This is a genomic window from Sinorhizobium sp. FG01 (genome assembly GCF_002531875.1).
GTDB lineage: Bacteria > Pseudomonadota > Alphaproteobacteria > Rhizobiales > Rhizobiaceae > Sinorhizobium > Sinorhizobium fredii_C.
The window spans coordinates 49,078-72,027 of sequence record NZ_NWTB01000009.1 but is presented as its reverse complement, the minus strand read 5'-3'; the positions used below and the strand labels follow the sequence as shown (position 1 = coordinate 72,027).

Genomic DNA, 22,950 nt, shown 5'->3' with positions numbered 1-22,950 from the left:
GACGTGATTGGACATGACTGCTGAAACCCTTTTTGCAAGCCTGCAACTCTCAGTTCCCGAGCTGATCCTGGCGGTCGGCGCGCTGGTGCTGCTGATGGTCGGCGTCTATTCGAGCGAGCGCGCGACCCCCGTCGTGACCAGTCTCTCCATCGCGGTGCTCGCCATTGCCGGGCTGTGGCTCGTTCTGAACACCGGCGACGGCGAGGCCTATGGCGGCGCCTTCCTTTCGGATCCCTTCGCGAAATTCATGAAGGTTCTGGCGCTGATCGGCTCGGTCACCGTCATGGTGATGACCATCGGTCAGGCGCGCGCCGCGCAGATCGACCGCTTCGAGTTTCCGGTGCTGCTGCTGCTCGCAACCCTCGGCATGTTGCTGATGATCTCGGCCAATGACCTGATCTCGCTCTATCTGTCGCTGGAGCTGCAGTCGCTGGCGCTCTACGTCGTGGCCGCGATCAATCGCGACAGCGTGCGGTCCACCGAAGCGGGCCTCAAATATTTCGTTCTCGGCGCCTTGTCCTCGGGCATGCTGCTCTACGGCATGTCGCTCGTCTATGGCTTCACCGGCCATACCGGTTTCGACGAGATTGCCGCGGCGCTTACCGCGGAAGGCCGCTCGCTCGGCCTGGTCTTCGGCCTGGTCTTCATCCTTGCCGGCCTTGCCTTCAAGATCTCCGCGGTTCCGTTCCATATGTGGACGCCGGACGTCTATGAAGGCGCACCGACGCCGGTGACGGCCTTCTTTGCCGCCGCGCCGAAGGTTGCGGCCATGGCGATGCTCGTCCGCATTGTCATCGAGGCCTTCGAGCCGGTCGTCGCCGACTGGCGGCAGATCGTCGTCTTCATCTCGATCGCTTCGATGCTGCTCGGCTCCTTTGCGGCGATCGGCCAGCGCAACATCAAGCGGCTGATGGCCTATTCCTCGATCGGCCACATGGGCTATGCGCTCGTCGGTCTTGCCGCCGGGTCCATGGCCGGCGTGCGCGGCGTCATCCTCTACATGCTGATCTACATGGTGATGACGCTCGGCACCTTCGCCTGCATTCTCGCCATGCGCCGCCGGGATGGCGAGCATGTCGAAGGCATCGATGACCTCGCCGGCCTGTCGCAGACCAATCCGTTCATGGCGACGGTGCTGACGATCCTGATGTTCTCGCTTGCCGGGATCCCGCCGCTTGCCGGCTTCTTCGCGAAATATTTCGTGTTCGTTGCCGCGATCGAAGCCCAGCTCTATGGTCTGGCGATCATTGGCGTCCTCGCATCCGTCGTCGGCGCTTACTATTACCTGCGCGTCATCAAGGTCATGTGGTTCGACGAGGCCAAGGGCGAATTTGCCCGCACGTCGGGCGAACTGCGTTTGGTCTATGGCCTTTCCGGCCTTTTCGTGCTCGGCTATGTGCTGATCGGCGGCCCGCTCGGTAATGCCGCCGAGGCGGCGGCGCGGACATTCTTTTGACCGGCGGGCAGGGCAGCGGCCGGATTTCGCCCGATGAATTCCGGCACATAGCGCTTGCCGAAACTGTCTCGACGAACAGCGAATGCCTGGCGCGGGCGCGAGAGGGTGATCCGGGCAATCTCTGGATCACCGCGGCGCGCCAGACCGGCGGCCGCGGTCGACGCGGCCGCGAGTGGTTTTCCGAGCTCGGCAATCTTTACGCATCCTTGCTGCTCATCGATCCGGCGCCGGTTAAGCACCTGCATTCCCTGCCGCTCGCTGCAGCCGTTGCGGTGCATCGGGCCATTCGCAGGGTCATGCCTTCGGGTTCGCCGGAAGTGGCGATCAAGTGGCCGAACGACATCTTGATCGATGGCCGGAAGACCTGCGGGATCCTGCTCGAGGGCGAAGCGCTTCCGGATGGCCGCCACGCTTTGGTGATCGGCTGCGGCGTCAACGTAGCGGTCATGCCGGAGACGGGGCTCTACCCGGTCACCTCGCTTCGGCGCGAGGGCGCCACGATCTCGGCCGAGGAACTATTCGCTCACCTGTTCGTGACAATGGCTGAGGCGCTTTCCATTTGGGATAGAGGCGCCGGCATTGCCGCGATCATCGATCAGTGGAAGGCCGTCGCGAAGGGCATTGGCGAGGCCATCACCGTTAACCTGCCGGACCGTTCGCTCGGCGGCCGCTTCGTCGGTATCGACGAAGACGGCCGGCTGCTGCTCGACACGGGCTCCGGTGCGCCGCTGGCAATCGCCGCCGGCGACGTGTTTCTCGGATAAACAAGAATAGAGGCGCAGCGCAAAATGGCGCAGGAAGAAGAACTGGTGTTCTTGCCGCTAGGCGGCGTTGGCGAGATCGGTATGAATCTCGGCCTTTACGGCTATGGCAGCCCCGGCAGCCGCCAATGGATCATGGTCGATTGTGGCGTGACCTTTCCCGGTCCGGAACTGCCCGGCGTGGAACTCGTCCTGCCCGATATTTCCTTCCTCGCCGAGGAGCGCCGCAATCTCAAGGCGATCATCATTACCCACGCCCACGAGGACCACTACGGCGCCCTGAACGATCTCTGGCCGGGGCTGAACGTCCCGGTCTATGCCTCGCCGTTCACGGCCGGCATGCTCGAGGCGAAGCGCGACTTCGAAAAGAGCCGCGGCGAAATACCGGTGACCGTCTTTAAGGCGGGCGACCGCATCAATGTTGGCCCCTTCAGCATCGAGGCGGTCGGCGTCAACCATTCCATTCCCGAGCCGATGTCGCTGGTCATCCGCACGCCGCTCGGCGCCGTCGTGCATACGGGCGACTGGAAGATCGACCTGGAGCCATCGCTCGGCCCGATCACCAACGAAGCGCGTTTTCGTCAGATCGGCGAAGAGGGCGTGTTGGCGCTCGTCTGCGACTCGACCAATGCGCTGCGCGACGGCGTTTCGCCGTCCGAGCGCGAGGTATCGGAGAGCCTGGCGAAGATCATCGCCAATGCCGAGGGTCGCGTCGGCATCACCACCTTTTCGTCGAATGTCGGCCGCATCCGCTCGGTCGCCGAAGCCGCGGAGGCCGCAGGCCGCGAAGTGCTCCTGCTCGGCAGTTCGATGAAGCGCGTCGTCGACGTCGCAAAGGACCTCGGCATCATGGAGGGGCTGAAGCCGTTCCTGGCCGAGGACGAGTTCGGCTATATCCCGCGCGACAAGGTGGTCGTCATTCTCACCGGGAGCCAGGGCGAGCCGCGCGCTGCACTTGCCAAGATCTCTCGGGACGAAATGCGCAATGTGGCGTTTTCGGCCGGCGACACGATCGTCTTTTCGTCGCGCACCATCCCCGGCAACGAAAAGGCGATCAACGACATCAAGAACGGCCTGATCGAGCAGGGCATCCACATCATCACCGACAGCGAGGCGCTGGTGCATGTGTCCGGCCATCCGCGCCGTAACGAACTGCAGCAGATGTATCAATGGGTGAAGCCCCAGATCGTCGTGCCGGTGCATGGCGAGGCGGCGCATCTGACGGCGCATGCCGAGCTTGCGCTCAACTCGGGCATCGCCAGCGTCCCGCGGCTGCGCAACGGCGAAATGCTGCGCCTGGCGCCCGGTCCCGCCGAGGTCATCGATGAGGCACCGCACGGCCGCATCTACAAGGACGGCACGCTGATCGGCGATTTCGACGAAATGGGCATTGGGGAACGGCGCAAGCTCTCCTTTGCCGGCCACGTCTCGGTCAACGTCGTGCTCGACAACCGTTACGACTTCCTCGGCGACCCGGACGTCGTGCCGATCGGGCTTCCGCAGTTCGACGACGAGGGCGACGACATGGACGACGTGCTCTATGACGCCGTGCTCGGGGCGGTGGAAAGCATCCCGCGCGCCAAGCGCAAGGATCTGGCGATGCTGCAGGAAGCGGTCCGGCGGGCGGTGCGCAGCACGGCCAACCAGATCTGGGGCAAGAAGCCGATCGTCACGGTCTTTGTCACCAAAGTCTGATTGGCCCGACCGGCGGGCCGGTGTAAACCGGTCGGAGCCCGCACGGCGCTGAAGGGGAGGAGGTTCGATGCTCGGCAGAGTGAATCACGTGGCGATCGCCGTACCGGACCTCGCGTCCGCGGCCGAAAACTATCGTGCCACCCTCGGAGCAACGGTCACCGAGCCGCAGGCTTTGCCGGAACATGGCGTGACGGTCGTTTTCGTCACGCTTCCCAACACCAAGGTCGAACTGCTGGAGCCGCTCGGCGATCAGTCGCCGATTGCCGCCTTTCTCGAAAAAAATCCGGCCGGTGGCATGCACCACATCTGCTACGAGGTGGAGGACATTCTTGCGGCGCGCGACCGGCTGCGGCAGGCGGGGGCACGTGTGCTGGGCGACGGCAATCCGAAAATCGGCGCCCACGGCAAGTCGGTCCTTTTCCTGCATCCGAAGGATTTCCACGGCACGTTGATCGAACTCGAAGAGGTGTGACAGTCGGGCGCGGCGAAGCGGTTTGCGCGATCCACAGCAAAGGCGCTATAAGGCGTTGCCTCGCAGAAATCGCTTCGACAGCCGCTTGCGATCGGCGCAATCAAGACGGTATGGCAGCAAGGCTGCTGCCAATGGGCGTTGCCCATCTGCATGTCTCCTTACATCGACCTCGATTTAAGGAAAAGACATGCAACGATTCAAGTGCTACAGCGACCTTTGCGCGTCCGATGAGACGCCCGGCGCTGTAAGCCTTCCATCAGGGAACCTGGATGTCCGCCTTTTCGATCTTTGCCGTCTATTTCATCATCTGGTGGCTGACGCTTTTTACCGTGCTGCCGTTCGGGGTGAGGACCCAGGCCGAGGAGAATGAGGTCGTGCCCGGCAGCGTTGAGAGCGCTCCGGCCCGCTTTCGTGGCCTGCGGGTGGTGCTGATCACGACAGTAATCGCCGGCTTGATCCATCTGGGCTGGTATGTGCTTTCCGTGAAGCTCGGATACGACCTCGATGCGATATTCGGCTTCATAGGTCCGAGAGGCTGAGGCGAGGACGCTCGATCGGCCGCACGCAAGAAACGTGCCGCACTTTCATGGAGACGTTGCAGCAGCCGTTACGCACTTCGAGCTCAGGCGCAGCCCTTGACAGTCGTCAAATCGACATATTTGCCCGCTGCTTCGTTTTCATTGGCGGGTAAATAGCAAAAAAAAACAAGGCCAAAGCCTTGTTTTCAAGTTTCGCGTGATCTTTGAACCGTTGCCGGCGGCAGCGAACGAGCGCGCCTAAGATCTTATCCTCCCAAGACTTAACCGCGAAATTCGGCAAGAATTTGGTCTTCTTGCCTGTTTTGTGAGCCGAAACTAGCTCAAACATTGGGCTATGTCACCAGCTTTTTTTGCATTTTTGCTACAGTTTGGCAAAAAAATCCGATTGACAGAAATAGGCCTTGTCCTGTTACTACCGTGCTCTTTTGACGCAGGTCTGAGAGAGCGTTTCCGCCGCAGCGTCATTTTCGGTGTGGCTTTCTTCCCGATCTAGCAGGGTTTTCTTCCGCGCGCGAAGCGGCTATGAACGCTGAACTCGGAAGTTCCCGTGGCCGCGCCGATGGGAAATCAAGAGCCCGATTTCAAACGGCAATCGCCACCTCCGCCTGTTGGAGGGCGAGGGCGGCTGCCGCAGCACAACGTCATTTCGCCCGAATCCGCCGATAGTGCGAGAGCCACCAGTTCCGGAACCCGTCATGCGCCTGTCCCGCTATTTCATGCCCATTCTGAAGGAAAACCCGAAGGAAGCGGAGATCGTTTCCCATCGCCTGATGCTGAGGACCGGCATGATCCGCCAGCAGTCGGCCGGCATCTATAGCTGGCTGCCGCTCGGCAAGCGCGTGCTCGACAAGGTCAATGCGATTATTCGCGAGGAACAGAACCGATCCGGCGCGGTCGAGCTCCTGATGCCGACTTTGCAATCGGCGGAGCTCTGGCAGGAGAGCGGCCGCTACGATGCCTACGGCAAGGAGATGCTGCGCATCAAGGACCGGCAGGATCGGCCGATGCTCTACGGGCCGACGAACGAGGAGATGATTACCGACATCTTCCGCTCCTATGTGAAGTCCTATCGGAACCTGCCTCTCAATCTCTACCACATCCAGTTGAAGTTCCGCGACGAGATCCGTCCGCGCTTCGGCACCATGCGCTCGCGCGAGTTCCTGATGAAGGATGCCTACTCCTTCGACCTCGATCGAGAGGGCGCGGAGCATGCCTATAACAAGATGTTCGCCGCCTATCTGCGGACCTTCGACCGCATGGGCCTGCGCGCCATTCCGATGCGCGCGGACACCGGCCCGATCGGCGGCAACCTTAGCCATGAATTCATCATTCTTGCCGATACAGGCGAGTCCGAGGTGTTCTGCCACAAGGATTTCCTCGGCTTCGACATTCCGGGCAAGGAGACGAATTTCGATGACGTCGGCGGGCTGAAGGCGATCTTCGACAAGTGGACTTCGCGTTATGCCGCCACCTCGGAAATGCACGACGAGGCCGCCTTCAACGCTATTTCCGAGGGCGACCGGCTGTCGGCGCGCGGCATCGAGGTCGGTCACATCTTCTATTTCGGCACGAAATATTCGGAGGCGATGGGTGCCAAGGTGCTTGGACCCGATGGCAAGGAGCACACCGTGCACATGGGCTCCTATGGCATCGGCCCGACACGCCTGGTGCCGGCGATCATCGAAGCCTCGCATGACGAGAACGGCATCATCTGGCCGAAATCGGTGGCTCCGTTCGACGCGGTCGTCATCAACATGAAAGCGGGCGACGCCGCTTGCGATGCGGCCTGCGGCACGCTCTACTCCGACCTCGGCAAGGCGGGATTCGACGTCCTTCTGGACGACACGGACGACCGCGCCGGCGCTAAGTTCGCGACCGCCGATCTTATCGGCGTTCCCGTGCAGATCATCGTCGGGCCGCGCTCGGTCGCCAATGGCGAGGTCGAGGTGAAGGACCGCAAGACCGGCGCGCGCGAGACGATGACGGTGGAAGCCGCAATCAACAAGCTGGTTGCGAACAGATAGAGGCAAGGACGACGATGACCGCGGCGACGGAAGAGCAAGTGCAGGTTGCCGCGCCATCCGGCATAAGGTCCAGTCGTCCCTTCTCCGCCTTCGAGCGCATGGTCGCCTGGCGCTATCTGCGCTCGCGCCGCAAGGAAGCCTTCATTTCCGTCATAGCCGGCTTTTCCTTTATCGGCATCATGCTCGGCGTGGCGACGCTGATCATCGTCATGGCAGTGATGAACGGTTTCCGCACCGAGCTGATATCGCGCATTCTCGGCATGAACGGCCATGTGATCGTCCAGCCGCTCGACGGGCCGCTCACCAACTATGCCGAGCTCGCCACCAAATTCTCGGCCGTTCCAGGGGTGACGATGGCGATCCCCCTGGTCGAGGGGCAGGTGCTCGCGCAGGGCGTTGGCGACGCCTCGACTGGCGCCCTGGTTCGCGGCATCCGGGCGGAAGACCTCGCGAAGCTCAAATCGATCTCGGAGCACATCCAATCCGGCGACCTCGTCGGCTTTGCCTCGGGTGCCGGCGTTGCCATCGGCTCGCGCATGGCCGAACAGTTGGGAATTCGCGTCGGCGGAACGATTACGCTCACCTCGCCGAACGGCGACGTCACGCCCCTCGGCATGAATCCCCGCGTCAAGGCCTATACCGTTTCGGCGATCTTCGAGATGGGCATGTCGGAATATGACGCGACGATCGTCTTCATGCCGCTAGAGGAAGCGCAGCTCTATTTCAATGCCGAGGGCCTCGTCCAGTCGATTGAGCTTTTCGTCGAGCAGCCGGACGCCGTCGACGCCTTGCGCAAGCCGATCGAGGACGCCGCCGGACGGCAGGTCTACCTGACAGACTGGCGGGACCGCAACAGAACCTTCTTCTCGGCGCTCGAGGTCGAGCGCAACGTGATGTTCATGATCCTGACGCTGATCGTGCTCGTCGCCGCGCTCAATATCGTTTCCGGCCTGATCATGCTGGTGAAGGACAAGGGCAGCGACATCGCCATTCTGCGCACGATGGGTGCGACCTCCGGCTCGGTGATGCGCATCTTCTTCATGACGGGGGCGGCGATCGGCGTTACCGGAACGATCGCCGGCGTCATTCTCGGCGTGGTCGTCTGCCTCAACATCGAGTCGATCCGCCAGTTCTTCTCCTGGGTCTCCGGCACGACGCTCTTCGATCCGGAGCTCTACTTCCTCAGCCAGCTGCCGGCCGACATGAATGCCGACGAGACCATCTCCGTCGTCATCATGGCGCTGGCGCTCTCCTTCCTGGCGACGATCTTCCCGGCCTGGCGCGCCTCGCGCCTCGATCCGGTGCAGGCCCTGCGGTACGAATAAGGACAAGAACGTAGATGAATGCGCGCGTGGCACTGCAGCTCTCCGGCGTCGAGCGGCACTATGGCGAGGGGGATACCTACCTGCCGATCCTCAAGGGTGCCGACCTGACGCTGCGGAGCGGCGAGACGATTGCGCTCGTCGCGCCCTCGGGCACCGGGAAGTCGACCCTGCTTCACCTCGCCGGGCTGCTCGAACATCCGGACGAAGGAGACGTGATCGTCAACGGCATCCCATGCAACGGCCTCAGCGACGACCGGCGCACGGCGATCCGCCGCAACGAGATCGGCTTTGTCTATCAGTTTCACCACTTGCTGCCGGAATTCTCAGCGCTCGAGAACATCATGATGCCGCAACTGATCGCCGGCTTGTCCAAGGCGGAGGCGGCCGAGAGGGCGAGGGCACTGCTGGACTACATGCGGATCGGACACCGGGCTGCACACCGGCCGGCCGAACTTTCTGGCGGCGAGCAGCAACGTGTGGCGATCGCCCGGGCGGTCGCCAACGCGCCGCTCATCCTGCTGGCCGACGAGCCGACCGGCAACCTCGACCCCGAGACGGCTGGCTATGTCTTCGAGGCGATGGAAGCCCTTGCGCGTCAGTCAGGCCTAGCGGCGCTGATCGCCACCCACAATCACGAACTTGCTGCTCTTATGGATCGTTGCGTGACGATCGAGGACGGCAAGGTCATCGAACTTCGATAGGCCGGAAGGAAGCTCACGGCACGATCAGTCCGCCGCGATAATCGAGCTCATAGGCCTCTTCGCCATCGACGAATATGGTCTCGCGTCCGGAAAAGTGGTCGGTCCCGCCGCGGCTGCTGTCGATATAGCAACCATAGGCGTGCTGATATTCTATGCCGCCGAGGAAGTGGCGCTTCTCGTGATACATCGTCTGCAGCGCCGCCTTGATGACGGCGCCGGCCCGTCGCGCATCGATCAGTTCCGGTCGGACGATCCGGCCGAAATAATTCATCGCCCAGCACGGCTTGCCGTCGTGCCAGACCGCTTCCTGACCGGCGAAGTCGCTGCCGCCGAAGTAGCTGTCCAGATAACGCCAGGCCCCGCGCTGATGGCCAATATCGTGGGAGCCTGTCCGGCACGCCGGCAGCCTGGCGCCATCACTGACATAGGTTTTAGCCTTAGCTTCGACGATGAAGTCTGTGAGTTCGTCGATGTTGATCAGGGGCGTTCCCCTGGTATTGGATTGAGGATGCCTCAAGAGGATGCGCGTGTAAAGAACAAATAGTGAACAAACGTCTCCGCACCGCAGCCTTTTTGGCGGCAGATCGCCCCAAGGCCTTGCGTTTGGACGCCACCCTATTCGTCGATTCGGTCGGCCTGGCGTTTTGCCAGTCGCGTCGAACGCTGATCGCCTTGGTTGCATTAACCATAGCCGGTGAATAACGAGCGTTTCATGCGTGCTTGCTTGACTATTGAACAAAAATAGAACAAAAAAAGAACAATAGCCGAAAGGAGCCATGTTATGACTGATTTCGTCCGTGATCTCGCTGCCTTCGCCTCGATGACCCTTTTCATCGCCAGCATCTCGGTGATCGCACTCGGCATGTGACCGCTCCACCGTTTCCCACGGTCCTCCGCTCTGCGGCCCTGGCAAAAGCATCCCCGACAGGGCCGGAAGACTGGACAGTCGCGGCGGGAAACAGGATATCCTCGCACCGAACAGGAATCGGAGTGCGGCAATGGCAGGCGAGGATAGCATTGGGCAGAGCATGGCGGACGCGAATCCGCAATTCGTTCACCTGCGCGTGCACTCGGCATATTCGCTGCTCGAAGGCGCGCTGCCGCTGAAGAAGATCATCGCCAAGGCGGTGGCCGACGATCAGCCGGCCATCGGCATCGCCGACACGAACAACCTTTTCGCGGCGCTGGAATTTTCCCAGAAGGCGGCGGACGAGGGATTGCAACCGATCATCGGCTGCCAACTCTCCATCGACATGGAGGACGAGGCGGAGGGGGAGCGGCGCGGTCACGCGCAGCAGCTCGCCAAGCTGCCTTCGATCGTCCTGATTGCCGCGACCGACGCAGGCTATGTCCGTCTCGTCGACCTGGTCAGCCGCGCCTATCTCGAAGGCGAAGGTCATCAGGCGGCGCGGGTGACGCGCTCCTGGCTCGCGGCGGGCGGCACCGATGGTCTGATCGCGCTGACGGGCGCCGGCAGCGGCCCTGTCGATCTGGCGCTGAAGGCCGGTTCGTCCGCTCTTGCCGAGGGGCGCCTCAAGGCGCTGGTCGAGCTGTTCGGCAATCGCCTCTATATCGAACTGCAACGGCACGGCAGCTATGATCGACGTCATGAGAGCCGGCTGGTCGAGCTCGCCTATCGCTACGACATTCCGCTCGTGGCGACGAACGAGGCCTTTTTCCCGTCGCCGGCCGACTATGATGCGCATGACGCGTTGATGGCCGTTGCCCACAATGCCGTCGTCTCTGACGACCGCCGCTTCCGGCTGACGTCGGATCACTATCTCAAGAGCCGCAAGGAGATGGCAGCGCTTTTCGCCGATCTTCCGGAAGCGCTGGAAAACACCGTGGAGATCGCGCGGCGCTGCTCCTTCATGCTGAAGACCCGCGGGCCGATCCTGCCGCGCTTCACCGGCGCCTCGGACGATCCCGTCGAGGCCGAGCGCGCCGAGTCCGCCGAGCTTCGCCGCCAGGCGGAGGAGGGGCTGGAGAAGCGGCTCGCCAAGCTCGGCATGGCGCCGGGCTACAAGGAAGAAGACTATCGCGAGCGCCTGGCCTTCGAACTCGGCGTCATCGAGCGCATGAAGTTTCCGGGTTATTTCCTGATCGTTGCCGACTTCATCAAATGGGCGAAGCAGCACGACATCCCCGTCGGTCCGGGCCGCGGCTCGGGCGCCGGCTCGCTGGTCGCCTATGCGCTGACGATCACCGACGTCGATCCGATGCGCTTCTCGCTCCTCTTCGAGCGCTTCCTCAATCCCGAGCGCGTCTCGATGCCGGACTTCGACATCGACTTCTGCCAGGACCGCCGCGAAGAGGTGATCCGCTACGTGCAGCAGAAATACGGCCGCGAGCAGGTGGCGCAGATCATCACCTTCGGATCGCTGCAGGCGCGTGCGGCGCTGCGCGACGTCGGCCGCGTGCTCGAAATGCCCTACGGCCAGGTCGACAAGATCTGCAAGCTGGTGCCGAACAATCCGGCAAACCCGACGCCGCTGTCGAAGGCGATCGAGGAGGAGCCGCGCCTTAAGGAGGAGGCGGAAAAGGAACCGGTCGTCGGCCGGCTGCTCGATATCGCGCAGAAGATCGAGGGTCTCTACCGCCACGCCTCGACCCATGCGGCGGGCATCGTCATCGGCGACCGTCCGCTGTCGCAACTGGTGCCGATGTACCGCGATCCGCGCTCCGACATGCCGGTCACCCAGTTCAACATGAAATGGGTCGAGCAGGCAGGCCTCGTCAAATTCGACTTCCTCGGACTGAAGACCCTAACCGTGCTGAAGACGGCGGTCGACTTCGTCGCCAAGCGCGGCATTCAGGTCGATCTGGCGAGCATTCCGCTCGACGATCCCAAGACCTACGAGATTCTGTCCCGCGGCGAGACGGTCGGGGTGTTCCAGGTGGAAAGTGCCGGCATGCGCAAAGCGCTGATCGGCATGCGGCCGGACTGCATCGAGGACATCATCGCGCTGGTGGCGCTCTACCGTCCCGGTCCGATGGAAAACATCCCGGTCTACAACGCCCGCAAGCATGGCGAGGAAGAGATCGAATCGATTCATCCGAAAATCGATTACCTGCTCAAGGAAACGCAAGGCGTTATCGTCTACCAGGAGCAGGTGATGCAGATCGCCCAGGTGCTGTCGGGCTATTCACTCGGCGAGGCCGATCTCTTGCGCCGCGCCATGGGCAAGAAAATCAAGGAGGAGATGGACAAGCAGCGCGCCCGCTTCGTCGAGGGCGCGGTCGGCAATGGCGTGTCGAAGCCGCAGGCGGACCTGATCTTCGATCTGCTCGCCAAATTCGCCAATTACGGCTTCAACAAGTCGCATGCGGCCGCCTACGCCATCGTCTCCTACCAGACCGCCTATATGAAGGCGCATTATCCGGTCGAGTTCCTCGCGGCGTCGATGACGCTCGACATGTCGAACACTGAGAAGATCAACGACTTCCGCCAGGACGCGATGCGCCTCGGAATTCAGGTTATCGCCCCCTCGGTGCAGAGCTCGTTCCGTCCTTTCGAGACCGGCGACAACCGGATCTATTACTCGCTGGCTGCCATCAAGGGCGTCGGTGAATCCGCCGTCGACCACATCGTTGCCGTTCGCGGCGACCGTCCCTTCGCGAGCCTCGAGGATTTCTGCCTCCGGATCGACCCGAAACTTCTGAACCGGCGCGTCTTTGAAAGCCTGATCGCCGCCGGTGCTTTCGACTGCTTCGGTTACGACCGGGCCGAGCTCATCGGCGGCCTCGACCGGATTCTCGGCTTTGCGCAGCGCGCCCAGGAAAACAAGCTCAGCGGCCAGAGCGACATGTTCGGCGCGGGCGCTGCGACGGGTCCCGAAAAGATCGCTCTGCCGGCCTACACGCCCTGGCTTGCCTCGGAGAAGCTGCACCGCGAGTTCCAGGTGCTCGGCTTCTACCTTTCCGCCCATCCGCTCGATACCTACAACAATCTCCTGGCGAAGATGCGGGTGCAGACATTCGCGGATTTTTCCGCCGCCGTGAAGAAAGGGGCGACCGCGGGCCGCCTTGCCGGCACCGTGACGTCGAAGCAGGAGCGCAAGACGCGTACCGGCAACAAGATGGGCATCGTCGCCTTCTCCGATGCGTCGGGCCAGTTCGAGGCGGTGCTGTTTTCCGAAATGCTGCACCAGTATCGGGACCTGCTGGAACCCGGCAAGTCGCTGGTGATGACGGTAGACGCGGAGGAGCGGCCGGAAGGCGTCGGCCTTCGCATCCGGACGCTGCGGTCGCTCGAAGAGGAATCGCTGCAAATGCAGAAGGCGCTGCGCGTCTATGTGCGGGACTCCGGCCCCTTACGCTCCATCGCCTCGCACCTCAACGCCAAGGGCGACGGCCTCGTCTCCTTCATCGTCATCAAGGACAACGGTCAGCGGGAGATCGAGGTCGAGCTCAGCGAGAGATACCGGATCTCGCCGGAAATCGCTGCGGCCCTTCGCTCCGCGCCGGGTGTCGTGGACGTCGAGTTGGTATAGGCACCGGCCGCAAGCGTCAGCGACCGCTTACGGAGCGCGAGTAATGGTGATGAAATCGGTCCCTTCGCCGGTCTCCAGCCCGGTGTCCGTGTCGGAAACCGACAGCGACGATCCGTCGGCAAGGAGGCTTGCTATGCGCCGGCGCACGTCCACGGACATTGTGAGGCGGCTCAGGCTCCGCTGAAGGCCGCTGTATTCCATGCGGTCGGCGTCCACCGTGATGCCCAGCCGTTGTTTCGCGGCCTTTGAGAGCGCGTTGTCGAGCGACATGCCGAACCACTTGCCCTCGCCGGTTGCTGCGTCTGTATCCTGGAACTGCAGAAAATGCGTGCCGAGCGCCAGTTCGGGTCTCTCTATCCTTACGTCCGCCTCGAAGAGCGGTTCAAACGCGCGGCGTACGCGCAGAATACCGTTCGCCGGCATGTCCCTGCCGGCCTTGCGATAGACCGCCCCGATCAGTTCCGGGGTCGCTTTTCCGTCCACCGGCAGCCCCTCTGCCGTCTGGAACGAGCGGATCGCCGCAAGCGTCATGGGGCCGCTGCGGCCATCCGGCTCACCCGCGTCGTAGCCGAGCATCGTCAGCAGCACCTGCAGATCGCGCATCGTCTCCCGGTCGCCACGCCGGGTGATCAGAATGCGAATTGGCGGCTGATCGTGCTCCAGCAGCGGCAAGGGGTTGCTTTCCGTCATGGCGACTTCGACGGAACTCCCGTCGAAATGGCTGATGGCGGGCCGCAGCGGCACGTCCGACATCGGCGGCTGCGGCGGGCGCGCCTCTCTCGGCTGGAACAGCATCACGCTCGAAATTTCGGCGGGCGTCACCTGGCGATCGGAGATCACCACGTGCATGCCGCGTTCTGTCATCTTGAACAAGCCGACGGCGAATTTGCTCGGCAGGCGCACGCAGCCATGCGAGGCGGGATAGTCCGGCACATGGTTCGACCCATGCAAGGCGATACCGGACCAGGTGAGCCGCTGCATGAACGGCATCGGTGCATTCGAATAGATGTTGGACCTGTGATGGCGGCGCTTTTCGAGAATCGAAAAGATGCCCGTCGGCGTCGTGTGGCCGCGCTTGCCCGTCGAAACATTGGACGTCGCGACGACGGTGTCGCCGTCATAGACGACGAGCGACTGCTGCTGCCTCGAGACGACGATCTGCAGCGGCGCCTTGGTGCCGGCCACAAGCGCCGACGGCGCCGACACGATGAGAACGGCAAGTGCCATTCCGAGAGTGATACGCAATACAAACCCTCATCCGACCTGAAGCGCAATACCGATGCAGCGCTTCCATGCGGCCCTTTTCATGCACGCCTGGGTCGAGCGGGCGCGCCGAAATCTGTCGAGCAAGGATACGGATCAAGATTTAACGAATTGAAACACAGGAAGCCGCGCCGTCGCCGAGGGGCAGAGGGTTTACGCGCTATTGGTCGCGTCGGCGTTGGCCGAACGTATAGCCCGTTTCGACGCTGGCCTTGCCGAACTTGTCGCGCAGCTTGTTGATCGCCTCCTCGGCCGCAGCGCGTCTGGTCGCCAGAGGATCGACGAGATCCGGCGGATCGGCGAGATCGGGATGAGTGAGGTCGCTGACGCCGATGCCGATCAGTCGGTATTTCGTACCGTCGACCTCTCTTTCGAGCAGCTGGAGGCCGACCCGAAAGATGCGGTCGGCCAGCCGGGTCGGACTTTCGAGCCGCCGGTTGCGGGTGCGGAGCTTGAAATCCGCGGTCTTGAGTTTCAGGACAACCGTTTGGCCGGCAAGCTCCGACTTGCGCAGCCGCAGCGCCACCTGCTCGCTCAGCCGCCTGAGATGCGAAACGAGCTCGTCCGGGCGCGACAGGTCGTCGTTGAATGTCGTCTCCGAGGAGACGCTCTTCGCCTCGCCGTCGATCTCGACGGTGCGCTCGTCCTGACCGCGCGACAGGCGGTATAGCCTTTGGCCCATCGAGCCATAGCGGCGCATCAGGTCCGCTTCGTCCATCGTCTGCAACTGGCCGATGGTGCGGATTCCGTCACGCTCCAGCGTCGCGGCAAAGGCCTTGCCGACGCCCCAGATCAGCGTGACCGGGCGCTCCTTGAGGAAATCGACCGCCTCGGCCTGGCCGATGACGGAGAATCCGCGCGGCTTCTGCAGATCGGAGGCGACCTTTGCGAGGAACTTGCAGTAGGAAAGTCCGACCGAGACGGTGATGCCGACTTCCTCTTCGACGCGTTTCGCGAAGCGCGCCAGCGTGCGGGCAGGGGGATGGTGATGCAGCCGCTCGGTGCCGTTCAGGTCCAGGAACGCCTCGTCGATCGAGAGCGGCTGCACGAGCGGTGTCAGCTCGAGCATCATTGCCCTGACTTCGCGCCCGACCTGCGAGTACTTTTCCATGTTGGGCTTGATGACCACGGCTTGCGGACAGGCTTCGAGCGCCTTGAACATCGGCATAGCCGAGCGGACGCCGTGAATGCGGGCGATGTAGCAGGCTGTCGAGACGACTCCGCGCTTGCCGCCGCCGATGATCACCGGCTTGTCGGCAAGCTCCGGATTGTCGCGCTTCTCGATCGAGGCATAGAAGGCGTCGCAGTCGATATGCGCCAAGGTCAACCGATAGAGTTCGGCATGGCTGAGAAGCCGCGGGCTGCCGCAGGCCAGACACCGTCGCACCGGCGCAGCCAGTTCCTTGAGGCAGTCTCGGCAGAAGCCGGAAAACGGTGCAGCGCTGGTCATGGAGGAACAAATGTTGAACGCGGTGACTTTACGCTCTACGCTAGTGAGTCTCAAGGCGGCGATCGGAGGCCATGGTGGATATCGCCCTGCAATTTGCGCCGGTGACACGGGATCTCTGGCCGGATTTCGAGACGCTCTTCGGGCCGAAGGGGGCCTATTGCGGCTGCTGGTGCGTTGCCCTGCGCCTGCCCTACAAGATCCGCGGCACCATGTCGGCCAATGACCGCAAGGCGTTTATCCGCGAGCGCATCGAAGCCGGCCCGCCGCCGGGCATCCTCGGCTATTGCGAGGGAAGGCCGGTCGCCTGGATCCAGGTCGGCCCTCGTCAGGATGTGCCGCAATTCAATTCGCCGCGAACGTGTTCGCGGCCGTTGGAAGAACGCGAGGCCGAGGACGCAAGCGTCTGGGCGGTGAGCTGCTTCTTCCTTGCCTCGCCGCTGCGCGGCAAAGGACTTAGCCACCATATGCTCTCTGCGGCGATTGACCATGCGCGGGCGAGCGGCGCGCACTACCTCGATGCCTGTCCGATCGATCACACGAAGCGGCCGAAATCGGTGGGTCTCTATATCGGCTCGACGGCGATTTTCGATGCGGCCGGCTTCGAGACGGTCGCCTGTCGCAAGGACGGCAGGCCGCTGATGCGACTGGACTTGAGGCAATGACGATGCGTCTGGAAATTCTGCCGGCCTGTGGAGCGCCGCCCCGGCTTGCTTCAGCCGCCCGTCGTCGCGCCCCAGTGGGCGCGGATCAGCCCTGCCGCTACGCCCCAATCGGCGGCAACCTGGATGCCGGCGGCCGGCGTCGGGGCGAGTGCGCGAAACTCCGCGTTCGCCATCAGATTGATGAGGAAGGAGGAGGGCGCGTGCTCCTGCACGGAATGGAGGTTGCGCAGGATGTCGTCGATGAAGACGAGCGGAAGGCGGCGCTCCCCGTGCAGGTGCTTGACGAGCGGTCCCTTCGGCTCCTCGGAGGCAATCAGCGGATAGGGAAGGCCGAGGGCGTCGAGCAGGGCAGTGCGCAGCGGCGCATGGCGCGGCGGCATCGCCGTCAGGAAGACGATGTCGGCCTCTTCCGAAAGTGCCGTGAGCGTCTCGACGGCCAACGCGGCCGGCGTCTGCCATTGATCCTGGACGGTGTAGAAGGCTTCGAGCAGCGCTTCCGCCGTCGCTTCGCTGACTGGTTCGCCGCTCGGCCGGTCGATGATGTTGCCGGCAAGGCGAAAGGAGCGCGGGAGCAAAACGTGCTCGCGGGCCTCCAGGAATGCGATGAACGGAGTCAGGAATTCGAGCACGACCTCGTCGACGTCGGTGACGATCAGCGGCCGTGGCTTAAGAGGCACGTCGCCAGGAGCGGCGAAGGTAGGCATGCTCAATCCTCGAAGTGCGCCGGGCCGGAAAATGCCTGGTGCGCCCAGACGACGTCTTCGGGAGCGGTCCCAGTCGCCGCACAGAAGGCGATGAGCGTCGGCTCGTGGTCCATCAGAAAGGCGACGACCCCGCCCATGAAGGCCGGGTCCCCCACGGCTTTGCGCAGCGACACAGGGTCGGTGCCGGTCAGCGCCAGGAAACGCGACAGCAGTTCCGGTTCGTTGGCGAGCCAGCCGAGGATCGCGATCGCCGTTTCGTCAGCGCTCTTCATGTTCTTGAATCTCTTCTCATATGGCGCTCGGAGTTACCTCTTTTTCAACCAAATATCGTTAGTCTTGCGACCGAGAAAGTGGGTCGAGTCACCGTTCGTGAAGCTTATATCTCTCCAGGGGACTTGCAAGGCGGCGACAGACAGCAAGGGATCGACATGCCCAAACAGGTGATGATTGTTGAGGATAACGAGCTGAACATGAAGCTCTTCCGCGACCTGATTGAGGCTTCTGGCTATCAGACGATCCAGACGCGCAACGGCATGGAAGCGCTCGAACTAGCGCGCAAGCACCGGCCCGACCTCATCCTCATGGACATTCAACTGCCGGAGGTTTCCGGCCTCGAAGTGACGAAATGGCTGAAGGAGGACGACGAGCTCCACGTCATTCCGGTCATCGCCGTAACCGCCTTCGCCATGAAGGGCGACGAGGAGCGTATTCGACAGGGCGGATGTGAAGCCTATGTGTCCAAACCGATTTCCGTTCCGAAATTCATTGAAACAATCAAGACATATCTGGGCGATGCCTGATTGCCGGGAAAGACGATATGACTGCTCGCATCCTCGTCGTCGATGACGTACCAGCCAACGTAAAGCTTCTGGAGGCGCGCCTCGTCGCCGAGTATTTCGATGTCTTGACCGCCGGCGACGGACGCTCCGCATTGGCAATTTGCGAGAATACGCCGGTCGACCTTATCCTCCTCGACATCATGATGCCGGACATGGACGGCTTCGAGGTTTGCGCGAGACTGAAGGAAAACGGCCGCACCGCCCATATACCCGTGGTCATGGTGACGGCGCTTGACCAACCCTCCGATCGGGTCCGGGGCCTCAAGGCCGGTGCAGACGATTTCCTCACCAAGCCGGTCAACGATCTGCAGCTGATGTCCCGGGTGAAAAGCCTGGTGCGGCTCAAGAATGTCAGCGACGAATTGCGCCTCAGGGCGCAGACGGCGCAGACGATCGGCCTGCAGGAACTTGCCCGCGCCGACCGGCCCGACGAGCCCGGCAACGTGCTCCTTGTCGACGGTCGGGCCTCCTCGCAGGAGCGGCTGCTGCGCGCCTTGAAGCCGATCGCCGACGTTTCGGTGATCTCCGACCCCCAGGCTGCCCTTTTCGAGGCTGCGGAGAACAGCTTCGATCTGGCGATCGTCAATGCCAACTTCGACGACTACGATCCGCTGCGTCTCTGCTCGCAATTGCGCTCTCTCGAGAGGACGCGCTTCATACCGATCCTGCTCGTCACCGAGCAGGGGAGCGAAGAGATGGTCGTCCGCGCCCTGGAACTCGGGGTAACGGACTACATCATGCGGCCGGTCGATCCCAACGAGCTGGTGGCGCGCTCCCTGACGCAGATCCGCCGCAAGCACTGCAATGACCGGCTGCGCGCCAGCGTCCAGCAAACCATCGAATTGGCGATCACCGATGATCTCACCGGCCTTCACAATCGCCGTTACCTCGACAGCCATCTGAAGCTCCTGATCGATCGGGCGAGCGCGCGCGGCCGGCCGCTTTCGATCTGCATCACCGATATCGACCGCTTCAAGCTGGTGAACGACACCTATGGGCACGATGCGGGCGACGAAGTTCTGCGCGAATTTGCCAACCGCGTCCGTGCGACGGTTCGCGGCGCCGATCTCGCCTGCCGGTTCGGCGGCGAGGAGTTCGTCATCGTGATGCCGGACACGACGCCCGAGATGGCCGCGATCGTCGCGGAGCGGCTTCGCTTGATGGTTGAGGGACGCGCCTTCGGGATTTCACAGGGCGAAACGATCCTCAGCGTCACGGCGTCCCTGGGCATCGCCACGCTGCGGCCCCGGGACGATACGCCCGAAGCCCTGCTGAAGCGCGCCGATACGGCGCTGTACCAGGCCAAGAACAACGGGCGCAACCGGGTCGTGGCGGCGGCCGCGTAAGCCGAATTGGCAAGCGGCGCTCGCCGGCCGTCATGGACTTCGCCATTGGGCGTATGGGAGAGCGAAGCATACGCCCAAACTCAGCTTGCCATCTTACTTATAAGTTGTATCTTTTGCCGCATCGCTGATGCTGGGGCAAGCATTTCCAAAGAGCGGTCGGTTTGGATTTGTCCGAAGACGAGACAGAATTAACCAAACGCCGAGCAACGCGCTCCGGCGATTAAGAATTCGTTGATTTTTTTTTATTTTCAAGCAATGCTGATATTAAGGAAGTGTGACTTCCACGATCGATCGGTTACCCCATGATGCTCAGGTCCGCCGCATCTCCTGGGTCGTGGGGTCGGTCGGCTGGTTTCCGACATCCGCGGATTCCTCGTGCCGCAGTCGGAGCCAGCCGACCCCCTTTCAAAACGCCGCTTCGGACTGAGGCGGCGTTTTTCGTTACCGATCGCAAGGCGTCGCGCGTGCTGTCGGACGCTGTTCAAGCGAAGAACTTCGCCATCGGCTGCAGCCAAAGAAAAAGCGCCGAACCTTGCGGCCGGCGCTCATCGGTCGAACCGAAACGCGATCTTACTTGATCTTCGTTTCCTTGAATTCGACGTGCTTCTTGACGACCGGATCGTACTTCGTCTTCGTCATCTTTTCCGTCATCGTGCGGCTGTTCTTGGTCGTGACGTAGAAGAAACCCGTGTCGGCCGTCGACAGCAGCTTGATCTTGATGGTGGTAGCTTTCGCCATGGTCGTCCTGCCTTTATAGAAAGATGAAAGCCGTGGACAACCGGTTGCGGGCCACGGTCAAGGTTGGCGCGAAAGTACAAATCGCGGCCGAAAAGTCAAGGCCGTTTTGGATTCAAAACCATGCGGGCGAGCGAAAGCACGACATAGAGCCCGAAGAAGCCGGCAATGGCCCAGGCAAACCCGTCGTTGCCGGTGACATCCATTGCGGCGCCGATCACTTGCGGGCCCGCTACCGTGCCGACGGCGTATGAGAACACGAAGGCTGCGTTGGCGGCCGCGAGGTCGGCCCCCTGGAGTCGGGCGCCTAGATGGCTGAGTCCGACCGTGTAGAGGCCCGAGACGCACCCTCCCCAGAACAGAAGCACAAGTGCCATGAGAAACCAGTTTTCGACCAGCATCGGCAGAAACAATGCGCCCACGAAGCCGATCAAGGTCAGTGCCGACAGGATCGTACGGCGATCCTTCACGCGGTCGGACAGCATGCCGAGCGGAATCTGAAAGATGAAATTGCCGATGCCCATGACGGTCAGGAGCAGAGCCGCCTGCGATTCGGTAAAGCCGGCGCGTGTCCCGAAGATAGGGAAGAGCGAAAGGCCACCATATTCCACCGCGCCGAAGATGAAGACGGCGGCGGTGGCCGTCGGCACGAGGAAGACGTAACGCATGAAATGGCGTTTCGGCTTCTCGTCGAGGGCCGGGCTTTCGTTGCGCGCGAGAAAGATCGGAATTGCCGAGAGCAGGATGACCGCCGCGCCGACGGCGAAGGGCAGCACGCCCTCGCTCCCCAGCATAGAAAAGAGCAGGGGGCCGCTGGCGAAGCCAAGCGAGAGCACCGTGCCGTAGATGCCGAGCACGAAGCCGCGCCTGTTGGGCGGCGCAGTGGCATTGATCCAGAATTCCGAGAGAATGAAGAGAACGGTAATTGCACCGTGAAACACGATTCGAAGCGGAAACCAGAGCCAGAAATTGCTGACGTAGTAGAAGCCGAGCGCGCTTGCCGCCGCGAAAACGATCGCCAGCAGCATGGTCGGCGCAACGCCGTGACGATGGGCGAATTTCATTGTGAACGGAGCGGCGGCCATCGATGCGATGCCGGCCATTGCAGCATTCAACCCGTTCAGCGTCGGTGCGATGCCGCGCTTTTCCATGATGATGCTGAGCAGCGGAAGGCCAAGACCCATCGCAATGCCGACGGCGGTGATCGACGCAAGCGCAGCGATCAGCGAAGGCCAGTGAATTTCGTCAACCGGCGCGGATGTGCCGGACTGCGGCTTCGACATTCGGCAGGATCCCTAGAGAAGCGTGCGAAGAAAGCGCCCGCGGCGCGTGAAGTAGAACGGGATTGCTCGGTCATGAGGAAGCGAGGAATCCGCCTCAAGCCCGGCTCTCAGATCCGCGAGGATGATTGCGGTGATCTCCGGCACTTGGAGAGACGAGAAGTCGTTGACGTCGATCCACTGCAAATCCTGAAGCTCCCGGCTGTCCAGGATAGCAGACGGATCGATTTCGGCCTCATCCGCGAAGACTGCAAAGAAGCGCGTGTCGAACCGCCGCGCTTGTCCCGGCGGCGTGATGGCCCGCGCCATATAGCGCAAGTTTGTGAGATCGGGAAGAAAGGGAAGGGGAGCACCCGACGGGCTGTGTTGCCGGCCGAGACATACTCCCGCCTCTTCGAAGAGTTCTCGCGCGGCCGCGAGCGCCAGCGCCCGGGCGCGTCCCTCGGGGATCGGGCGCCCTTCGCTTGCCTTCAGCGCGCTGAGCACTGTCGGCTTCAGATCGCCGGAAAATCCCAGCCGATGGTCCGTCGGATCGCGGCGGCCACCGGGAAAGACATAGAGGTCGGGCATGAAGGCATGGGCGCTGTGGCGCTTGCCCATCAGGACACGCACGCCCTTGTTGGAGCGGTCGAGGAGCATGATCGACGCCGCGTCCCGCGGTCGGAGCGGCGGATGCTTGGCCGCGCCCGGCTGTGGCTGCGGCGGGCCGCTGCTCCGATTAGGCTTCATGCCGAGGGATCCCGCGGCGGCAGGATGTCTTCCGGCCGGTCTTCGTGACCGCCGAAGCCGTGCATCTTGAGAGCCCATTGCAGGCCGATGACCGCGCCCTTGACCGGCTGCATCAAAGCGAGTGCGCTGACGAGCGTCACCGGCGCCCAGAGCGCCAGGTGCTGCCAGGTGGTGAGCGGAAGGACGAGATCGGTCATCATATAGCCGCCGAGCACCACATGGCCGACGATCGTCACGACGATATAGGGCGGAAAGTCGTCGGCACGGTGATGGTCCATTCGCTCGCGGCAGACGGCGCAGGCATCCACCGATTTGACGAAGCTTTGAAACAGTCGGCCCTGGCCGCAGGCGGGGCACTTCCCGAGAAAGCCGCGCTTCATCGAGCGGCCGACGGGCCGCTCCTCCCGCTGCTCCCCGCCCAGTTGGAGCTTGTCCGTTGCCATTGCCTTCATGCCCAATCCTAATCGAACGAGGAC

22 protein-coding genes are annotated in these 22,950 nt (G+C 62.5%); 13 read left to right on the top strand and 9 right to left on the bottom strand.

All coding sequences use genetic code 11. From position 1 onward, the window contains the following. The first annotated feature begins 13 nt into the window (after nucleotides 1-13). The 8 genes from nuoN to CO656_RS16350 all read left to right on the top strand — a co-directional run bounded on the left by nuoN (nucleotide 14) and on the right by CO656_RS16350 (nucleotide 8,973). Nucleotides 14-1,456: an NADH-quinone oxidoreductase subunit NuoN gene (nuoN, locus tag CO656_RS16390; RefSeq protein WP_097526424.1), complete on the top strand. Its 1,443-nt coding sequence runs from the start codon at nucleotides 14-16 to the stop codon at nucleotides 1,454-1,456. Continuing rightward, on the top strand, nucleotides 1,453-2,220 hold the full coding sequence (locus CO656_RS16385; protein ID WP_097526423.1) for a biotin--[acetyl-CoA-carboxylase] ligase: 768 nt from the start codon (nucleotides 1,453-1,455) through the stop codon (nucleotides 2,218-2,220). The genes nuoN and CO656_RS16385 overlap by 4 nt, the downstream gene beginning before the upstream one ends. Nucleotides 2,221-2,244: 24 nt before the next feature. Next, nucleotides 2,245-3,912: a ribonuclease J gene (locus CO656_RS16380; protein WP_037414142.1), complete on the top strand. Its 1,668-nt coding sequence runs from the start codon at nucleotides 2,245-2,247 to the stop codon at nucleotides 3,910-3,912. A gap of 67 nt (nucleotides 3,913-3,979) precedes the next feature. Then, on the top strand, nucleotides 3,980-4,384 hold the full coding sequence (gene mce / locus CO656_RS16375) for a methylmalonyl-CoA epimerase (protein WP_097526422.1): 405 nt from the start codon (nucleotides 3,980-3,982) through the stop codon (nucleotides 4,382-4,384). A 269-nt stretch (nucleotides 4,385-4,653) separates the two neighbouring features. After that, entirely contained in the window at nucleotides 4,654-4,923 is a 270-nt protein-coding gene (locus tag CO656_RS16370; RefSeq protein WP_037414146.1) for a DUF1467 family protein, read from the top strand. A 695-nt stretch (nucleotides 4,924-5,618) separates the two neighbouring features. Further along, nucleotides 5,619-6,947, top strand: a complete 1,329-nt coding sequence (proS, locus tag CO656_RS16360) for a proline--tRNA ligase (RefSeq protein ID WP_037414149.1) — start codon at nucleotides 5,619-5,621, stop codon at nucleotides 6,945-6,947. A gap of 14 nt (nucleotides 6,948-6,961) precedes the next feature. After that, entirely contained in the window at nucleotides 6,962-8,272 is a 1,311-nt protein-coding gene (locus tag CO656_RS16355) for a lipoprotein-releasing ABC transporter permease subunit (RefSeq protein ID WP_037414151.1), read from the top strand. A gap of 14 nt (nucleotides 8,273-8,286) precedes the next feature. Next, nucleotides 8,287-8,973, top strand: a complete 687-nt coding sequence (locus CO656_RS16350) for an ABC transporter ATP-binding protein (RefSeq protein ID WP_097526421.1) — start codon at nucleotides 8,287-8,289, stop codon at nucleotides 8,971-8,973. A 13-nt stretch (nucleotides 8,974-8,986) separates the two neighbouring features. Here the strand turns inward: CO656_RS16350 and CO656_RS16345 are convergent, their stop codons facing one another. Next, nucleotides 8,987-9,454: a DUF5680 domain-containing protein gene (locus tag CO656_RS16345; RefSeq protein WP_097526554.1), complete on the bottom strand. Its 468-nt coding sequence runs from the start codon at nucleotides 9,452-9,454 to the stop codon at nucleotides 8,987-8,989. A gap of 62 nt (nucleotides 9,455-9,516) precedes the next feature. On the opposite strand from CO656_RS16345, the gene CO656_RS30240 reads away from it, so the two are divergent. Next, nucleotides 9,517-9,675, top strand: coding sequence for a hypothetical protein (locus CO656_RS30240; protein WP_158255714.1), 159 nt, complete (start codon nucleotides 9,517-9,519; stop codon nucleotides 9,673-9,675). Between the two features lie 296 nt (nucleotides 9,676-9,971). Continuing rightward, entirely contained in the window at nucleotides 9,972-13,466 is a 3,495-nt protein-coding gene (gene dnaE / locus CO656_RS16340; RefSeq protein ID WP_037414155.1) for a DNA polymerase III subunit alpha, read from the top strand. 27 nt (nucleotides 13,467-13,493) lie between these two features. Here the strand turns inward: dnaE and CO656_RS16335 are convergent, their stop codons facing one another. Together CO656_RS16335 and CO656_RS16330 are read right to left on the bottom strand one after the other, a co-directional pair. Then, nucleotides 13,494-14,711 (bottom strand): L,D-transpeptidase family protein, encoded by a 1,218-nt coding sequence (locus CO656_RS16335; RefSeq protein WP_097526420.1) that lies wholly within the window; start codon nucleotides 14,709-14,711, stop codon nucleotides 13,494-13,496. Nucleotides 14,712-14,889: 178 nt separating this feature from the next. Next, nucleotides 14,890-16,179, bottom strand: a complete 1,290-nt coding sequence (locus tag CO656_RS16330; RefSeq protein WP_097526419.1) for a DNA polymerase IV — start codon at nucleotides 16,177-16,179, stop codon at nucleotides 14,890-14,892. A gap of 74 nt (nucleotides 16,180-16,253) precedes the next feature. Between CO656_RS16330 and CO656_RS16325 the strand changes: the two genes are divergently transcribed. Then, a complete protein-coding gene (locus CO656_RS16325) occupies nucleotides 16,254-16,841 on the top strand; it encodes a GNAT family N-acetyltransferase (protein WP_280951809.1) in 588 nt (195 codons plus the stop codon). A 50-nt stretch (nucleotides 16,842-16,891) separates the two neighbouring features. Here CO656_RS16325 and CO656_RS16320 read toward each other — a convergent pair whose 3' ends face one another. Together CO656_RS16320 and CO656_RS16315 are read right to left on the bottom strand one after the other, a co-directional pair. Continuing rightward, nucleotides 16,892-17,545 (bottom strand): hypothetical protein, encoded by a 654-nt coding sequence (locus tag CO656_RS16320; RefSeq protein ID WP_097526417.1) that lies wholly within the window; start codon nucleotides 17,543-17,545, stop codon nucleotides 16,892-16,894. Nucleotides 17,546-17,547: 2 nt separating this feature from the next. Further along, nucleotides 17,548-17,817, bottom strand: coding sequence for a DUF3572 domain-containing protein (locus CO656_RS16315; protein ID WP_037414160.1), 270 nt, complete (start codon nucleotides 17,815-17,817; stop codon nucleotides 17,548-17,550). 156 nt (nucleotides 17,818-17,973) lie between these two features. On the opposite strand from CO656_RS16315, the gene CO656_RS16310 reads away from it, so the two are divergent. Then, nucleotides 17,974-18,345, top strand: a complete 372-nt coding sequence (locus CO656_RS16310; protein ID WP_037382972.1) for a response regulator — start codon at nucleotides 17,974-17,976, stop codon at nucleotides 18,343-18,345. A 17-nt stretch (nucleotides 18,346-18,362) separates the two neighbouring features. After that, nucleotides 18,363-19,730 carry a PleD family two-component system response regulator gene (locus CO656_RS16305; protein ID WP_037414165.1) on the top strand — a complete coding sequence of 456 codons (1,368 nt, stop codon included), beginning with the start codon at nucleotides 18,363-18,365 and terminating at the stop codon, nucleotides 19,728-19,730. 570 nt (nucleotides 19,731-20,300) lie between these two features. Here the strand turns inward: CO656_RS16305 and rpmG are convergent. From rpmG to CO656_RS16285, 4 genes are all read right to left on the bottom strand, one after another. Next, nucleotides 20,301-20,468 (bottom strand): 50S ribosomal protein L33, encoded by a 168-nt coding sequence (rpmG, locus tag CO656_RS16300; protein WP_034795357.1) that lies wholly within the window; start codon nucleotides 20,466-20,468, stop codon nucleotides 20,301-20,303. Nucleotides 20,469-20,563: 95 nt separating this feature from the next. Beyond that, nucleotides 20,564-21,748, bottom strand: coding sequence for an MFS transporter (locus tag CO656_RS16295; RefSeq protein ID WP_097526416.1), 1,185 nt, complete (start codon nucleotides 21,746-21,748; stop codon nucleotides 20,564-20,566). A 12-nt stretch (nucleotides 21,749-21,760) separates the two neighbouring features. Further along, nucleotides 21,761-22,384: an NUDIX domain-containing protein gene (locus CO656_RS16290; protein ID WP_234819785.1), complete on the bottom strand. Its 624-nt coding sequence runs from the start codon at nucleotides 22,382-22,384 to the stop codon at nucleotides 21,761-21,763. Between the two features lie 86 nt (nucleotides 22,385-22,470). Beyond that, nucleotides 22,471-22,926, bottom strand: coding sequence for a DUF983 domain-containing protein (locus CO656_RS16285; protein ID WP_097526415.1), 456 nt, complete (start codon nucleotides 22,924-22,926; stop codon nucleotides 22,471-22,473). Nucleotides 22,927-22,950: the final 24 nt, after the last annotated feature.

Bases quoted from the DNA above. Each gene is read 5' to 3' on its own strand.
- CO656_RS16310 (WP_037382972.1), top strand. From the start codon at position 17,974: ATGCCCAAACAGGTGATGATTGTTGAGGATAACGAGCTGAACATGAAG.
- CO656_RS16370 (WP_037414146.1), top strand. From the start codon at position 4,654: ATGTCCGCCTTTTCGATCTTTGCCGTCTATTTCATCATCTGGTGGCTG.
- CO656_RS16350 (WP_097526421.1), top strand. From the start codon at position 8,287: ATGAATGCGCGCGTGGCACTGCAGCTCTCCGGCGTCGAGCGGCACTAT.
- CO656_RS16355 (WP_037414151.1), top strand. From the start codon at position 6,962: ATGACCGCGGCGACGGAAGAGCAAGTGCAGGTTGCCGCGCCATCCGGC.
- nuoN (WP_097526424.1), top strand. From the start codon at position 14: ATGACTGCTGAAACCCTTTTTGCAAGCCTGCAACTCTCAGTTCCCGAG.
- CO656_RS16295 (WP_097526416.1), bottom strand. From the start codon at position 21,748: ATGTCGAAGCCGCAGTCCGGCACATCCGCGCCGGTTGACGAAATTCAC.
- dnaE (WP_037414155.1), top strand. From the start codon at position 9,972: ATGGCAGGCGAGGATAGCATTGGGCAGAGCATGGCGGACGCGAATCCG.
- CO656_RS16330 (WP_097526419.1), bottom strand. From the start codon at position 16,179: ATGACCAGCGCTGCACCGTTTTCCGGCTTCTGCCGAGACTGCCTCAAG.
- rpmG (WP_034795357.1), bottom strand. From the start codon at position 20,468: ATGGCGAAAGCTACCACCATCAAGATCAAGCTGCTGTCGACGGCCGAC.
- CO656_RS16315 (WP_037414160.1), bottom strand. From the start codon at position 17,817: ATGAAGAGCGCTGACGAAACGGCGATCGCGATCCTCGGCTGGCTCGCC.
- proS (WP_037414149.1), top strand. From the start codon at position 5,619: ATGCGCCTGTCCCGCTATTTCATGCCCATTCTGAAGGAAAACCCGAAG.
- CO656_RS16380 (WP_037414142.1), top strand. From the start codon at position 2,245: ATGGCGCAGGAAGAAGAACTGGTGTTCTTGCCGCTAGGCGGCGTTGGC.
- mce (WP_097526422.1), top strand. From the start codon at position 3,980: ATGCTCGGCAGAGTGAATCACGTGGCGATCGCCGTACCGGACCTCGCG.
- CO656_RS16290 (WP_234819785.1), bottom strand. From the start codon at position 22,384: ATGCTCCTCGACCGCTCCAACAAGGGCGTGCGTGTCCTGATGGGCAAG.
- CO656_RS16305 (WP_037414165.1), top strand. From the start codon at position 18,363: ATGACTGCTCGCATCCTCGTCGTCGATGACGTACCAGCCAACGTAAAG.
- CO656_RS16320 (WP_097526417.1), bottom strand. From the start codon at position 17,545: ATGCCTACCTTCGCCGCTCCTGGCGACGTGCCTCTTAAGCCACGGCCG.
- CO656_RS16285 (WP_097526415.1), bottom strand. From the start codon at position 22,926: ATGAAGGCAATGGCAACGGACAAGCTCCAACTGGGCGGGGAGCAGCGG.